At 30.6% G+C, this 14,401-nt stretch carries 15 protein-coding genes and 1 pseudogene; 9 read left to right on the top strand and 7 right to left on the bottom strand.

What is annotated here, in order from left to right; genetic code table 11:
* Positions 1-29 precede the first annotated feature (29 nt).
* From MOV50_RS11835 to MOV50_RS11825, 3 genes are read left to right on the top strand one after another with little or no spacing between them, the layout of a single operon-like run.
* On the top strand, positions 30-704 hold the full coding sequence (locus MOV50_RS11835) for a response regulator transcription factor (RefSeq protein ID WP_321778108.1): 675 nt from the start codon (positions 30-32) through the stop codon (positions 702-704).
* Positions 701-1,915, top strand: a complete 1,215-nt coding sequence (locus MOV50_RS11830) for an ArsS family sensor histidine kinase (RefSeq protein ID WP_321778107.1) — start codon at positions 701-703, stop codon at positions 1,913-1,915. The genes MOV50_RS11835 and MOV50_RS11830 overlap by 4 nt, the downstream gene beginning before the upstream one ends.
* Before the next feature lie 60 nt (positions 1,916-1,975).
* Positions 1,976-2,650 (top strand): YggS family pyridoxal phosphate-dependent enzyme, encoded by a 675-nt coding sequence (locus MOV50_RS11825; RefSeq protein ID WP_321778106.1) that lies wholly within the window; start codon positions 1,976-1,978, stop codon positions 2,648-2,650.
* Between the two features lie 5 nt (positions 2,651-2,655).
* On the opposite strand, the gene MOV50_RS11820 is transcribed toward MOV50_RS11825, so the two are convergent.
* The 3 genes from MOV50_RS11820 to MOV50_RS11810 form a co-directional block, all read right to left on the bottom strand.
* Complete coding sequence (locus MOV50_RS11820) at positions 2,656-3,039, bottom strand: cytochrome C (protein ID WP_321778105.1); 384 nt, start codon at positions 3,037-3,039, stop codon at positions 2,656-2,658.
* A gap of 81 nt (positions 3,040-3,120) precedes the next feature.
* Positions 3,121-3,783: a tRNA-uridine aminocarboxypropyltransferase gene (locus tag MOV50_RS11815; RefSeq protein WP_321778104.1), complete on the bottom strand. Its 663-nt coding sequence runs from the start codon at positions 3,781-3,783 to the stop codon at positions 3,121-3,123.
* Positions 3,780-4,388, bottom strand: a complete 609-nt coding sequence (locus MOV50_RS11810) for a hypothetical protein (protein ID WP_321778103.1) — start codon at positions 4,386-4,388, stop codon at positions 3,780-3,782. Before MOV50_RS11810 ends, MOV50_RS11815 begins: the two co-directional genes overlap by 4 nt.
* A 36-nt stretch (positions 4,389-4,424) precedes the next feature.
* Here MOV50_RS11810 and MOV50_RS11805 point away from each other — a divergent pair, with 36 nt between their 5' ends.
* Positions 4,425-5,663, top strand: coding sequence for an NAD(P)/FAD-dependent oxidoreductase (locus MOV50_RS11805; protein ID WP_321778102.1), 1,239 nt, complete (start codon positions 4,425-4,427; stop codon positions 5,661-5,663).
* 268 nt (positions 5,664-5,931) lie between these two features.
* Here MOV50_RS11805 and MOV50_RS11800 read toward each other — a convergent pair whose 3' ends face one another.
* Both MOV50_RS11800 and MOV50_RS11795 read right to left on the bottom strand, forming a co-directional pair.
* Complete coding sequence (locus tag MOV50_RS11800; RefSeq protein ID WP_321778101.1) at positions 5,932-6,483, bottom strand: thiamine phosphate synthase; 552 nt, start codon at positions 6,481-6,483, stop codon at positions 5,932-5,934.
* Between the two features lies 1 nt (position 6,484).
* Positions 6,485-6,931 (bottom strand): hypothetical protein, encoded by a 447-nt coding sequence (locus MOV50_RS11795; RefSeq protein WP_321778100.1) that lies wholly within the window; start codon positions 6,929-6,931, stop codon positions 6,485-6,487.
* Positions 6,932-7,110: 179 nt separating this feature from the next.
* Between MOV50_RS11795 and MOV50_RS11790 the strand changes: the two are divergent.
* From MOV50_RS11790 to MOV50_RS11780, 3 genes and pseudogenes are all read left to right on the top strand, one after another.
* Positions 7,111-9,218 (top strand): annotated as a pseudogene (locus tag MOV50_RS11790) (ribonucleoside triphosphate reductase).
* Positions 9,215-9,367 carry an anaerobic ribonucleoside-triphosphate reductase gene (nrdD, locus tag MOV50_RS11785; RefSeq protein ID WP_321778099.1) on the top strand — a complete coding sequence of 51 codons (153 nt, stop codon included), beginning with the start codon at positions 9,215-9,217 and terminating at the stop codon, positions 9,365-9,367. Before MOV50_RS11790 ends, nrdD begins: the two are co-directional and overlap by 4 nt.
* Positions 9,330-10,031 carry an anaerobic ribonucleoside-triphosphate reductase activating protein gene (locus MOV50_RS11780; RefSeq protein ID WP_321778098.1) on the top strand — a complete coding sequence of 234 codons (702 nt, stop codon included), beginning with the start codon at positions 9,330-9,332 and terminating at the stop codon, positions 10,029-10,031. Before nrdD ends, MOV50_RS11780 begins: the two co-directional genes overlap by 38 nt.
* Before the next feature lie 2 nt (positions 10,032-10,033).
* Here the strand turns inward: MOV50_RS11780 and MOV50_RS11775 are convergent, their stop codons facing one another.
* Both MOV50_RS11775 and MOV50_RS11770 read right to left on the bottom strand, forming a co-directional pair.
* The gene (locus tag MOV50_RS11775; RefSeq protein WP_321778097.1) at positions 10,034-11,158 is read right to left on the bottom strand and encodes a glycosyltransferase; all 1,125 of its coding nucleotides are present in this window, start codon (positions 11,156-11,158) and stop codon (positions 10,034-10,036) included.
* Positions 11,158-12,519: an FAD-dependent oxidoreductase gene (locus MOV50_RS11770; RefSeq protein ID WP_321778096.1), complete on the bottom strand. Its 1,362-nt coding sequence runs from the start codon at positions 12,517-12,519 to the stop codon at positions 11,158-11,160. Before MOV50_RS11770 ends, MOV50_RS11775 begins: the two co-directional genes overlap by 1 nt.
* A gap of 159 nt (positions 12,520-12,678) precedes the next feature.
* Here MOV50_RS11770 and MOV50_RS11765 point away from each other — a divergent pair, with 159 nt between their 5' ends.
* Positions 12,679-13,518, top strand: coding sequence for a hypothetical protein (locus tag MOV50_RS11765; protein WP_321778095.1), 840 nt, complete (start codon positions 12,679-12,681; stop codon positions 13,516-13,518).
* A 115-nt stretch (positions 13,519-13,633) separates the two neighbouring features.
* The gene (locus MOV50_RS11760; protein ID WP_321778094.1) at positions 13,634-14,392 is read left to right on the top strand and encodes a hypothetical protein; all 759 of its coding nucleotides are present in this window, start codon (positions 13,634-13,636) and stop codon (positions 14,390-14,392) included.
* Positions 14,393-14,401 lie beyond the last annotated feature (9 nt).

The following is a 14,401-nucleotide window of genomic DNA, read 5'->3' as shown; positions in this document are numbered from 1 at the left end:
ATAGATAAAAATAATTAAAAGGGAAAGTAGTGATAAATATTTTAATGATTGAAGATGATGCAGAGTTTGCTCAAATACTAATTCAATATCTTAGTCAATTTAATATTTCTATCACAAACTATGAAGATCCTTTTTTAGCTCTGAGTGCCATTAACTTAAGCACATACGACTTAGTTATTTTGGACTTAACATTACCTGGTATGGATGGTTTAGAGGTCTGTAAAGAGTTAGTTGAAAAACATGATATTCCCATCATCATATCAAGTGCAAGAAGTGATATTACCGATAAGGTTATTGCTTTAGAACTTGGTGCTGATGACTACCTACCAAAACCTTATGACCCTAGAGAGTTAGAAGTACGCATAAAAACTATACTTAGACGCTTCAACAAAAGTTTAGAATCTACAAATAAACTAAATACAGAAATTTTTCATTTGAACAAAGAGAAAAAGGAGATTACTAAAAATACAATTCCTCTAGAGTTAACCTTTGCCGAATATCAGATTTTTTCTCTTCTTTGTGAAAATAAAGCCTCTATAATCTCAAGATATGATATTTTAGAGAGCATGGAAGCTGACTCTGATGGAACGGGAGGAAGTATAGCAGTTCTCATAAATAGAATCAGATCCAAAATAGAAGAAAATCCAAAAAAACCTCACTATCTTCTCACGGTCAGAGGAATGGGTTACAAGTTAGTAGAATGAATAAAAGTTCAATATTTTTCTCAATTACCATTACTTTTATCGCTCTTTTTGTCTTCATTATTATCAGCTTTGGTATTTTATATAAAGGAAGTCAAAAAAGAGAAGAACGATTTAATAAAAAAAGAGCTTTTGATATCGTACATAATATAAAAAATGAGATGCGAAGAGAAGGAATTATTACAAAAGATTTAAAAGAATATCTTAAACTTAGAGATTTTAAAATTGTAAAAAATAAATATAAAATCTTAGAAAATAATAACAAGTACATAAAATGGAAGAAAAAGAGAAGAAACAATCAACTAAGCAGTTTTGAACTTAATTCTAAAAACTATCTTTATATGAAGAATTATAGAACTGATATTTTACTTTTAGATAGTTATAAACCTGATAACTTCAAAACAATTATAATTTTTTTATTTATATCTATACTTTTTGCTTTTAGCCTTTTATATTTTAACACTATACGAAAATTAAAGCCACTAAAAAGATTAAAAGAAAGTGTGAAAAACATAGGTGATGAAGATTTTGACATACGATGTTCAACTACAAAAAAAGATGAGATTTCACAACTAGCAAATGAATTTTATAAATCAGCAAAAAAATTAAAAGCTCTTAAAGAATCTAGGAATGTATTTATCCGTAATATTATGCATGAACTTAAAACACCCATTGCTAAAGGACAGTTTTTGACACAGCTTCCAAGTACAGATGAAAATCAAGAGAGTATGCAAAAAGTTTTTTATAGACTAGAATCCTTGATAAATGAGTTTGCTTCAATAGAAGAGCTTATATCTACAAAAGAAAAAATAGAAAAAAAAGAGTATCTTTTATCTGACATTATTGACAATGCAAGCGATTTACTTATGAGCAATGAAGAAAATATAAACAAAGAGTTTCAAGAGATAACTCTAAAAGTTGATTTTAAACTCTTTAGTATCGCGGTTAAAAATCTGATGGATAATGGTATAAAATATTCAAGCAACAAGCAAGTAACTATAAAAACAGAAAACTCTTCCATAGTTTTTGAAAACAAAGGAAAGCAACTGACTTATCCTTTAGATGAGTATTTTGAAGCATTTTTTAAAGCAGACAACATAAGTTCAAACCAGAGCTTTGGACTGGGACTGTATATAGTAAAACATATCTTAGATGCTAATGAACTCACACTTAAGTATGAATATATAAATGGTGTTAATAGATTTATTATTTAATTTTATTATTATTCTGATAAAATCATGCCCATAAATTAAAATCCATATAAAGACCTTAAAATGAATAATGAACAATATAAAATATATATAGATAAAGTTATAAGACGCGTTGAGGCTGCTAGGCTGAAAGTTAGTGATTATCATATAGTTAAAATAGTAGCTATTAGCAAATACTCTAACTCACAAGATATCCAAAAACTTTATCAAATCGGACAGAGAGCTTTTGGAGAAAATAAAGTTCAAGATTTAAAATTAAAAATTAAAGACTTAGATGAGTTACCACTAGAGTGGCATTTTGTTGGTAATCTGCAAAAAAATAAAATAAATAATTTACTAGATATTAATCCTTCCCTTTTTCATGCGCTAGACTCTTTAGAACTTGCAAACGAACTTCAAAAAAAACTTCTTGCAAAAGATAAAACTCTAGATGCCCTACTTCAAATAAATTCTGCAAAAGAAGAATCTAAATATGGAGTAATGCCAGAAGATGCAAAAAATATTTATGAACAGATTGTTACAAATTGTCCAAATATAAATTTAAAAGGTGTTATGAGTATAGGTGCGCATAGCGATAATAAAGAAGTTATTAAAAAAAGTTTTGATACAACTTACGAAATATATAAGTCATTAGATGGTGCAAGTATTTGTTCTATGGGTATGAGTGGAGATTTTGAGTTAGCGATAGAGTGTGGGTCTAACATGGTTAGACTTGGCTCTATAATTTTTAATAAGTAAGGAGCTTACCAGCCTCTTATTATTTTATGACAAGCAATACAATTTGCTAAAACTTTTCCATATTGTTTTGTAGCATCTGTATAATTTTCAGATTTTACAGCTTTTTTAAATGCTTTTAAGTCTGCAGTTAAGTGCTTGTTAATATTTTTAGTAACTTGTATCTTAGAATTATTTTTAATAAAAGTAGATACATCAACTTTTGTAAAAATAGAATTTGCACTTTCTATTGTTTTAATTCCCTCAGCGATTGTTTTTTTATCGCTATATAAAAATCCATTTTGCACTTGATTCATACCTTGTGTCATTAAACTCATCGTTGCGTTAACAGTAGTTTCACTTGCAAAAGCAAATACGGAACTCACAGCCAGTGCTAAAATAATTTTTTTCATTCATTTCTCCATGTCTTTTATGTATATTGTATATTACACTTTTATTTATTAAAAATCTATAAATTAATTTTATTTTTTTTGTTATCTTTCAGATATTGATTTATTTACCCTATATCTTAGTGAATTTTTTAGAGAATCTTGAGCAATTTCTTGTTGATAGGCTACCATTTTATGAAATGGGTCTAAAAAATTTGCCAAATCTTCTTCTTTTGTACCTTCTAGATGCCACTTATTTAGCATCTCTAAAATACTAAGTGTTGACTCAATAGTTGAGAGGCAATACTCAGCAGGTTGTTCTTTGATTTTAAACTGCGATAATTTTGTACTATCAAAACTAATATGCTTTAAGTTATTTAAATTCTTAGAATCTCTAAACATTTTTACAGAACAAGACCAAGTAGAGTCTATTATAAAAATTGCCATCTCTTTTTTAACATTTAAGCCCTCTTTAGATAAGTTTATAGCCTCTTTTGAAGGATAAAGGATAAAGCTATCGTAATCTTTTATAATCTCATTTACGCGTCTGTGATGAGTAAAGTCAATTCCAATAAATAACTCTGAGTTTTGTAATGAAAGATGTGTCAGATGCCCCGTACCATTTTTAACTTTTTTAAATTCTTTTGGATGCATAAGAATGACAAATTTTGTTTTTGTTTTTATACTTTGCACAAATTCACACATACAAGAGCTTTGTGGTCTATAACACTTATAACATTTTTTCCTAGTTCTAAAAGATGTTTTCAACGCCCATAAACACCACGAAGAGGAGTGATTAAAGGAGTAAAAAAGACTAGCGTATCATTCCAATTACTAAGTGCTTCTGACTCATTTGTAAAAACAACACCCTCTCGTTCTAGCTTTAAAAGTTTATCATCTTCTTTAACTTTGATTTTCTTGGCTATTTTCATAAATTCTTCATTTGAAAAACCATAAGTAAATGAATAGTTCTGTGTATCACTCGCTTGAATCATAATATTTAGATAACTCTTATCTTTTAGTCTAAGTTGCACAAGTCTTAAGTTATTTCTTCCATACACTTCTTCATATTTAACTCTATTATCAAAAATATACATAACAGTATATAAACCACCATATTGAAACTCAAAATTTGTTTCTGTTTGAGCTTCTTCATAAAAAAGAATTCGATTTTGTTCGTTTTGAAGTTTATATATAGTTACAAAAAGGTCTTTAAAATTTAAGAACTTACTTTGGATTACTTTATTTGTTAAAATAATATCAGAAGAGCTGTATTTTAAAATGAGTTTTTCATCTTTACCTAATTTCAAAGAACTTGTTACACATCCACTAAACATAAGCATAGTAAATAAAATCATTATCATATTTTTCATAATCTAATTATACTAAAATCGAGATATAATACACCTATGAAAAAAAATGAGTATGACCTTATAGTTATCGGTGCTGGAGCTGCTGGGATGGTAGCATCTATAAAAGCAGCCAGAGATAAAAAAAGTGTTCTTTTACTTGAAAAACTCTCTGGAATCGGTGCAAAACTAAAAGCTACTGGTGGAGGTAGATGCAACCTTACAAATACTCTAGCAAATGAAGATTTTATGAGTCGTTTTGGTAGAGATGGACGCTTTATGCAAGATGCCTTAAAAGATTTCAATCACAATGATTTAGTAAATTTTTTTAAAGAGATTGGTGTTGATACTCATGCTCCTGATGGATTTCGTATTTTCCCAACTTCTCATAGTTCTGCTACAATTATTTCAGCTTTAAAAGAAGAAATGCTAAAACTAAATATTGAAGTTTTAACTTCACAAAGAGTTGAGAAAATTATTCATAATGACAAAAATATCCAAGGTGTAAAAACTTCAACTCATACTTTTTTAGCACCAAATGTCATCATATCTACGGGTGGTTTAGGTTACCCCACTTTAGGGGCCGAGGGAGATGGTTACTCTTTAGCGTCTAGACTTAAACACACAATAACTGAGCTTCACCCCGCAATGATGCCACTAAAAACTAAAGAAGATTGGGTAAAAAATTGCCGTGCTGATACTATTGCAAAAGTAGAACTTAGAGTTGATATGAAAAAGCATAAAAAACTACGAGCAAAAGGTGATCTGATTTTTACAAAGACAGGCATACGCGGTCCTGTCGTTTTAGACTTTGCAAGAGAGATTACACCTCTTCTTAGCAAGTATAAAGAAGTACCTATACTGTTAAATCTAACAAAAGGTAAGAATGAAGAACAGATAAATCAACATTTAAAAGAAGAATCCTTAAAACGAGTAGATGCAACAGTTGTCCAACTTATCTCTACCCTACTTCCAAACGCTCTTGCACAAGAGTTATGTTTATTATGTGATATAGATGCAAATTCTACTCTAAAAGCAGTTGTTGGAAAATCAAAAGCAAAACTTATAAATTATTTGGCTTGGATGCCGTTGACAATTACAGGACATGATGGTTTTAAAATGGCAATGATTACAAGAGGTGGAATAACTCTAAAAGAGATAAATCCTAAAACAATGCAAAGTAAACTTATAAATGGTTTATACTTTTGTGGTGAAGTTATGAATTTAGATGGACCATGTGGAGGCTATAACCTCCAATGGTCATTTTCTAGCGGTTTCCTTGCAGGTAAACTACTTTGAAGATTTTTTAGCTTCTTTTCTTGTCGCTTTTTTCTTTTTAGAAATTTTCTTTGCTTTTTGCTTTTTAGCTAATTTTTTTTCAACTTTCTTTTTCTCCGCTTTTTTTGCTGCTTTTTTCTTTTTAGCTTTTTTAGCCTCTTTCTTTTTAAGTAACTTTTTCTCTGCTTTTTTTACTGAGATTTTTTTTCTTTATCTTTTGCCATTTTCTATATCCTTTTTTATTTTGGTTACTTCTATTATATACCTTTTAAACTTAAAAAAATCATCTTTAATAAAAATATCGTATAGATGCAAAACCATAAGCTTTTGCATCTTGGACTTCTTTGATTTGTTCTGATGAAACTATACCACCAAGAGCAAAAATCTTTATATTGCACCTAGCTATTAATACTTTTAAGTCATCTATTCCTTTTGGCTCACCTTTGTTTGGAGAACTGAAAATCGGGCTATATGTAACAGCATCTGCACCTAAATCTTTTGCTTTTATAACTTCTTCGTGAGTATGTGTACTAATGATGACTTCTAAACCTAACTCTTTTGCAGATTTGATTTTATCAAACTGCGAAGAGGTTAGATGCACACCTGAAGCATTTAACTCTTTAGCTAGATCTATATTTTGATGTATAAAACTTTTTATATTTTCAAACTGCATACAAACTTCTACAAAGTGAGCCGCTTGAATATCATAGTTTGGATTTGATTTATCTCTGTAAAGAGCGTAATTAGGTAGATGCTCTCTAAATTGTTCATGTAAAATATTACGAAAAATTGCTGGAGTATCTGTGTAAAATTCTCTTGAAGTTATAAGGTACTTTTTCATATTATCTCAAAAGAGGATTTGATGAGCGAGGTTTAGGTGCCTCAAATGCTACTTTTTCTGATTCTATTTTACTTTTATATCTTTGATTTACACCATCAACATGATATTTTAAACGCTTGAGTAGGTAAAGTTCATCATCGCTGTATTTTTGCATAACTTCATCTAAAAAATTTAATAAAAAGTCTAATCTTTCTCTTTCATCTTTTAACTCTATACTTTTGATTTGTAAGAGAACATCATCATATTCATCGCCACACTCTGATAAAAAATCATACGACAAGTCAATAGTCTTCATCGTATCAAGAGATGCTGTAAATGCAAAGTGATTGTAAAGTAAACAACCTACAAAATACTCAATATCTGAACTTTCAAACTCAGAGTATTGCTTTTCTTCATCACTAAAATGTTCATGCCATGTTTTTAATATTTTATCTATTTTTTTATTCATCCGATATTATACACTTTATTTATCGCTAAATCTATACTGAAAAGTCAATCCAAAAGTAGAAAAAATATATAATTTGATTAAATATATACTTATAAATGACACATAAGTGACAAAACTTATTATCACTCTTTAACTCATCTTTTTATAAACTTCTCCTAATAATTTAAAGAGGAATATCAATGGTTGAAAATATTTTAAAAAGAGATGGAACACATAAAGAATTTTTGTCTTTTAAAATTGAAGACGCAATAAAGAAAGCTTTTAAAAGTGAACGAACAACCTATGATAGTGTTATATTTTTTAATGTTTTAGATAGACTTAAAAATAAGCGTGTTGTGGCAGTAGAAGATATTCAAGATGCTATTGAAAAAGAACTATATAAAGGGCGTTACTTTGATGTTATGCGTTCTTTTATACTATACAGACATATGCATAAAATGCAAAGAGATAACCTTCTTGATGAAGATACAACCTACATAAACTCAACTCAAACCATAGAAGAGTATATAAATGGAACTGACTGGAGAATCAAAGCAAACTCAAACACAGGTTACTCAAATGCTGGACTTGTAAACAACACAGCAGGAAAAGTTATAGCAAACTATTGGTTAGATAAAATTTACTCAAAAGAAGAAGGTCACGCTCATAGAGATGGCGATTATCATATCCATGATTTAGACTGTTTAACAGGTTACTGCGCTGGGTGGAGTTTAAGAGTTCTTTTAGATGAAGGCTTTAACGGGGTTAGAGGTAGAGTTGAAAGTGACTCACCTAGACATTTTCGTGAGGCATTAGGACAGATGGCAAACTTTTTGGGCATACTACAAAGCGAATGGGCAGGTGCTCAAGCATTTTCATCGTTTGACACATATTTAGCTCCTTATGTTTTTAAAGATAAGCTTCCATTTTTAGAAGTAAAAAAAGCAATTCGTAGTTTTGTGTATAACCTAAATGTTCCTGCTAGATGGGGACAATCTCCTTTCACAAACATAACTATCGACTGGAGTGTTCCTGATGATTTAAAAGACCAAATCCCGACATCAAAGACTCTGCATCTATTTAAAAACCTACTTGATAGTGAGCTTGAGAGTGAAGCAAAACAAAGAGGTTGTGACTCTTTGGGAGATATGACATACAAATACTTTCAAAAAGAGATGAACCTAATAAATAAAGCTTACTATGAAGTTATGACAGAGGGTGACAAAACAGGTCAGCCATTTACCTTTCCTATCCCTACGGTAAATATCACAGAGGATTTTGACTGGTATGGAGAAAACACAGACTTACTTTTTGAAAATACAGCAAAAGTTGGTTCTTCTTACTTTCAAAACTTCATCGGTTCTCAATACAAAAAGATGAAAATGGAAAATTGGTAGAGAATGAAGAAGCATATAAACCTGGGCATGTTAGAAGTATGTGTTGTCGTTTGCAACTTGATTTAAGAGAGTTACTAAAACGCGGTGGTGGACTTTTTGGAAGTGCTGAGATGACAGGAAGTATAGGCGTTGTTACTCTAAATATGGCAAGACTTGGATTTTTATATAAAGGCGATAAAGAAGCTCTTATGATTAGAATTGATCAACTTATGAATCATGCTAAAAATACTTTAGAGAAAAAACGCGTTTTTATTCAAGAGATGTATGACAGAGGTTTATTTCCTTACACTCAAAGATATTTACCTGGATTTAACAACCATTTCTCAACTATTGGAGTAAATGGAATGAATGAGATGATAAGAAACTTTACCTCAGATGCTTACGATATTTCTTCACAAAAAGGTATAAAGTTTGCAACAGAGATTTTAAACCATATGAGGGATAGAATGGTTGAGTTTCAAGAAGCATCTGGAAATCTTTATAACCTTGAAGCAACACCAGCCGAAGGAACAACTTACAGGTTCGCAAAAGAAGATAAGAAAAGATATGGTGACAGCATCCTTCAAGCAGGAATGGATGAAAATATCTACTATACAAACTCATCACAAATTCCAGTAGATTTAACTTCTGACCCCTTTGAAGCACTAGACCTTCAAGATGATTTACAAACAAAATATACAGGAGGAACAGTCTTGCATCTATACATGCAAGAAAAAGTAAGCTCAACTGAGGCATGTAGAAAGTTAGTTAAAAATGTTATATCTAACTTTAGACTACCATATATCACTGTGACACCTCTGTTTTCAGTATGTCCAAAACATGGTTATATATCTGGGGAACATGAGTTTTGTCCAAAGTGTGATGATGAAATCATAAATAAATTTAACAAAGAGGAAGAAAAAGTATCATGAGTAAAAATGAAATATTAGTAAACTTAAAAGATAAAAGACAAAAATGTATAGTTTATACGAGAGTTATGGGTTACCACAGACCTGTTGAGAGTTTCAATATAGGAAAAACAGGTGAGCATAGACAAAGAAAACAATTTACTCAATGCTAGAGTAATTTACGACTTAACAAAATTCACGCATCTAGACTATGAAAATCATCTATCATGCATAGTTTGGTTTAGTTCTTGTAATATGAGGTGTGATTATTGTTATAACAAAGAGATAGTTTTTAGTAAACATGGAGATTATAGTTACAATGATATTTTAAAGTTTTTAAAAACACGAGTAGGTCTATTAGATGCGGTTGTTTTATCTGGTGGGGAAGCAACTTCACACGATTTAGTAGAGTTTTGTAAAGAGATAAAAAGACTTGGTTTTAAAATTAAGCTAGATACTAATGGTACTAATTTTGTAGAAGTAAAAAAACTTATAGAACTAAAACTATTAAATTTTATAGCACTTGACTATAAAGCTCCAGAAAAAAAATTTACTAAAATCACTCATTCAAATAAATATAATGACTTTTCAAAAACACTTAATTACCTCATAGAGGCATCTATGGATTTTGAAACTAGAACAACTCTACATAGTGACTTGTTAAATGAAAAAGATATAAATGAAATTATAGATGATTTAATAGATAGAGAGTATAAAGGAAAGTATTATATTCAAAGTTTTTTAGAAACTGAAATAAATATTGGAAATCTAGGTGTAGCATCTATGGAGTTTGATAAATCACTTCTATCAAATAAAATAGAAGTGATTTGGAGATAATACTAAAGTGACTCTAACTCTTCAAAAAGTTCTTTTGCCATTATCTCATAGTTACGCTTATGCTTAAGAAGTTTAGCTTGACCTGAGTGTCCCATATCAGAAATTTCTTCTTCAGTCATAGTAATACTTTTTTCTATTGTAGCAGTAATTGCATCTACTTCAAAAGGACAAAATAATGCATCTTCATCAGATAATATTGTACGGTTTTTAGGGTTATCTGTTAATATAGTAGGAATAGCACAAGTATAATAATCCATAACTTTTGCAGGTATAACAGTATTATAAACCGAAATATCTGGAAGTAAAGCAATACCAATATCACAATCATCAACTTGAACTAAAAGCTCATCTAAATTACCAGCTTCTCTAACGGTAACCTTGCCAACTAAACTTGGGTAGTTATTTAAAACTGTTTGTGCAAATTTTGGGTTGAATGTTGATATATTCAGATGCCATTCTTGAGATTTAACTTTTGAGAATGCAACTAAAACTTGTTGAAAGTTTCTTAACCCATCAAGTGTTCCTACATAGATAAAGTTACGGTCTGCTCCATCAGAAATACGGTGAGAAGTAATTCTATTTGGACAAAGTCCAGCTGGAAGGGGATAACTTCTTACACCACTATCAGAATAAAAAACTTCTTCCATATCTTTAGATGTTGGCATGAAAAGGTCACATTCTGATAAAAGACGCTGTTTGTTAAATTTTTCAAAATAACCACCAACCGTTTTTAAAAGACTTGTCTTATTCTTCTCTTTATTTGCAGCGAGTGCTTCTTCTGTTTTAGGAAAAGATGCTCTATATCCAAGTTTAAAACCAAACTTAGAACGATTCTTAAGAGTGTCACTTAAAACATCAAGCATATTTCTAACAAATACATAACTAAAAGAGTTCAAATCAACATCTTTAGACTCTAAATAATCACAAATATTTTTTGTATATTGTTGAGGCACGATATAATCAGTACCTTTTTTTTGAAAACTATTTTTATATTTTGTTAAATATACAACATGCACATCAAGATACTCTTTTAAGTAACCATTAAACAAAGCACTTATTGAGCCATGATCAGTATATTCATGCTGATCTGTTATGTATAAAAGCTTCTTCTTAGTTTCGTTTGACATTATTTATCTCCTTTAGTAGGTTCTTTCTCTACTAATTCATCTTCAAATTGTTTTTTATCGAATTTTAAATTTAAATGATCACAAATCACTTCAACATCACGAACTGCATTTCCAAGACAAGATGTAGCACCAGGAGATGGAGTCATGTTAAAGATAATTCCTTCTCCTGTATTTATAGATGCTTCACCAAGCATAATTTTTTGATTCTTTTTGTCAAGAATCTGAGGTCTAACCCCACCAAAACCTTTAGCATAAGAAATATCATCTTCAGTAAGTGAAGGAACAATTTTTCTAGCATCTTGAACAAATAGTTTTTTATTAATAAAAGGAACTTCAAACATAAAGTTCTTAAAAACATAGTTTCTAATATCAGAATCTTTAAGTAGGTCCCAAAAGATTTTAATAACATTATGGTCAAATCTTAATGTTTTTATGAAGTCAAGATAAGTACCAGGTCTAAAACGCTCTAATTTTGGAAGCATTAGCGCAGTCGGTCCAAATCTAGTAAAGCCATTTACAAGAATATCTGGGTCACCATGAAGTGCAGCAAACGGAAGCTTAGGGTTTTGAACCATATAAACTTTTCCGTTTAATATTTTACGGTCAGCAAGGTAAAAACTACCTGCCATTGGAAGACAACCAAAATCATGACCATGCCCCATCTTGTGTGCTAAGAAAAGACTGTGAGCACCTGCATTTACAACAACAAAGTCAGCAGTAAAGTGACTCATTGTAGTTTGAATATGGTAAGTACTTCCTATTTTTTGAATATTTTTTACTTCATTGTTAAAGAAAATATCTGTTACTTTATCTTCAATTTTAATAGTTTCATCTATAAAAGAATCACTTAAACCTTTAAAGTCACAAGTAGTATATTCGCCTTTTGCACCCATTCCGACGATATCTTCAGGACGCTCTTGTCCATTTTTGTCATAAATAATAGCAGGTTCCATTTCAGCTAATTGTTCTTTATTGTATAGTTCTAAGTATGGATAAAGGCTTTTAAATTCCTTATAACGATTTTTAATATAAGCAACTTCTTCAAAGCCTACACCTATCGCAAGTTTTTGATGAGCAAACATTACTTTATCTTCAAGCTTATACTGAAGACAGTATTTTTCAACCATTTTAGCAGTTTTCTTAACAGCAGCTGCTTTTTCAAGTGTATAGTTTGTTTCAATATCTCCACAATGAATGGTCTGTGAGTTTGCAGAACCATTTGAGTTTAACGCAGCAAGCGAGCCATATTTTTCAAGTAAACAGATTTTCTTAGCATCTGTATATCTACCTAATTCATAAAATAGAGCAGCGCCGGAAACACCGCCTCCTACAACAATTACATTATAATGGTGTTGTGTCATTTATTCCTCTTATTCTTTGTTGGATTTTGTATTAGAGAAAATTATACATCAATAATTATTAAACCTATATATAATTTATTATAAATCTTTATCAAATTTTCATCAAATATTATGTAATTGTTTGCTAAAATGTGCTTAATAAATAACGGAGCCTAACTAATGCAAAATGAAGATTTAAATTCTAAACTAAACAAAAGAGAAAGGTATAAGGCACGACTTAGACCTTATGACTACTTTAGTGAATTTGAAGACCTTGACTTTGAAAACCTTGGTGAAGGAGATAGATTTTTTCTTCAAGATTTTGGAATATTTACAACTGATTTTTTAGAAGATGAGTTTACCATGCGTATCCGTATCCCTGCTGGTCGCATTAGTCCTGAGGAGTTTTCATATATTGCTGATGTAGTTGATGAGTATGACTTAACCATTATTATTACTGCTAGAGCTGGTTTACAGCTTCATGATTTAGATGAAAGTAATGTTTTAGAAATCTGGAAAAAACTAAATTCACATGGGCTGACAACTTGGCAAAGTTTTGGCGATAATATCCGAAATATTGTCACAAATGTTTATGATGGGCGTGGAAGATACTGTGAGATAGAAACTTATCCTATCATTATGCAGATGCAAGACTATATAGTTGAAAACCCTCGTTATGTTGGTATGTTACCTCGTCGTGTTAGCATCGGTGTTTCTGGAAATCGTGCAAGTGTTACATCATTTTTTGCAAATGATTTATACTTTGCCTTAGCTCTTAAAGATGGCATCTATGGTTTTAATGTTTACATGGGTGGTAAAAATACAGAAATAGCTAAAGATGCAGATATTTTTTTACTAAGAGAAGAAGTTTTTGACTTTTTTAAAGCATTTGTTGAAGCATTTTACTTACATGGTTCTCGTTTTTCTCGCTCAAAAACTCGTCTTTTTTATATGATAGAAAATATCGGTTTTAGATACTTTAAAGAAACATATAGAAAAAGAATACGGCAAAACCTTTGAAAGTGCTGGTAAGATACAACTTGAAAAAGTTGCATTTTCTCAACATGAAAAACTTCGAGATGGGACTTATGCATACTGTTACCAAACAGACTTTGCACGCCTAGATGCTAAAGAAATGAAACAAATCTCAACATTTGCACTAGATAACAAAGTAGATATCAGACTGGGGATAGACCAAAATATATATCTTTTAGGTTTAAGTGATACAAGTACACCTTTTGCTTCACCTGCTCAAAGTGCGACTATCATCACTTGTGCAGGAAGTTTATGTCCTTACTCTTTTTGGAGCATAAAAAACGAAACGAAGTACTTACCACTTGATAAAATTTCAAAACATGGGATAACTGTTGGTTTTTCTGGATGTATAAAAGGATGTGGAAGACATAGACATACCGACATAGGTTTAGTTGGACTAAAAACAAATAACTTTGGTAATACAGATGGCGGGGCAAGAGTATTTGTTGGTGCTGTTCATACAGATGGTTTAAGTATTAGTAGAATGCTTTTTTCTATGGTACCACTTGTGCATCTACATAAAACGATAGATTTAATTATAAAGTTATATGAACTAAGTGGATATAGTAATTTTGAAGAGTTCTCAGATGCTATCTTAAATAAATTCTCAGAGGAGTTTTTAGCTCTATGGGTTTTAGCAAACCTTCAAACAAATCAAGCTATAAAACTAGAGCCAACAAGTAGTGGTTTTGAGTATGAAAAAAATCTTTTAAAAGAAACTTTTAGTGAGGTTGACTTTATAGAACCCTTAGAAGAAAAATTTGCTCCATCTGTAAGTGCTTTATCTAAAAAGCTATGGACAGTTGCGGGTGCTGACCCAGTGTATAAACCAAAACTAAACAGAGTTAACTTTCGTTAATTCTGTTTT

Source organism: Sulfurimonas sp., from assembly GCF_029027585.1.
In the GTDB taxonomy this organism is placed as follows: Bacteria; Campylobacterota; Campylobacteria; order Campylobacterales; family Sulfurimonadaceae; genus Sulfurimonas.
The sequence above is the reverse complement of the archived record's forward strand: the minus strand, read 5'-3'. Positions and strand labels throughout refer to the sequence as shown.

Bases quoted from the DNA above. Each gene is read 5' to 3' on its own strand.
- MOV50_RS11775 (WP_321778097.1), bottom strand. From the start codon at position 11,158: ATGTCAAACGAAACTAAGAAGAAGCTTTTATACATAACAGATCAGCAT.
- MOV50_RS11770 (WP_321778096.1), bottom strand. From the start codon at position 12,519: ATGACACAACACCATTATAATGTAATTGTTGTAGGAGGCGGTGTTTCC.
- MOV50_RS11830 (WP_321778107.1), top strand. From the start codon at position 701: ATGAATAAAAGTTCAATATTTTTCTCAATTACCATTACTTTTATCGCT.
- MOV50_RS11825 (WP_321778106.1), top strand. From the start codon at position 1,976: ATGAATAATGAACAATATAAAATATATATAGATAAAGTTATAAGACGC.
- MOV50_RS11795 (WP_321778100.1), bottom strand. From the start codon at position 6,931: ATGAATAAAAAAATAGATAAAATATTAAAAACATGGCATGAACATTTT.
- MOV50_RS11810 (WP_321778103.1), bottom strand. From the start codon at position 4,388: ATGAAAAATATGATAATGATTTTATTTACTATGCTTATGTTTAGTGGA.
- MOV50_RS11760 (WP_321778094.1), top strand. From the start codon at position 13,634: ATGAAACAAATCTCAACATTTGCACTAGATAACAAAGTAGATATCAGA.
- MOV50_RS11805 (WP_321778102.1), top strand. From the start codon at position 4,425: ATGAAAAAAAATGAGTATGACCTTATAGTTATCGGTGCTGGAGCTGCT.
- MOV50_RS11765 (WP_321778095.1), top strand. From the start codon at position 12,679: ATGCAAAATGAAGATTTAAATTCTAAACTAAACAAAAGAGAAAGGTAT.
- nrdD (WP_321778099.1), top strand. From the start codon at position 9,215: ATGAGTAAAAATGAAATATTAGTAAACTTAAAAGATAAAAGACAAAAA.
- MOV50_RS11800 (WP_321778101.1), bottom strand. From the start codon at position 6,483: ATGAAAAAGTACCTTATAACTTCAAGAGAATTTTACACAGATACTCCA.
- MOV50_RS11820 (WP_321778105.1), bottom strand. From the start codon at position 3,039: ATGAAAAAAATTATTTTAGCACTGGCTGTGAGTTCCGTATTTGCTTTT.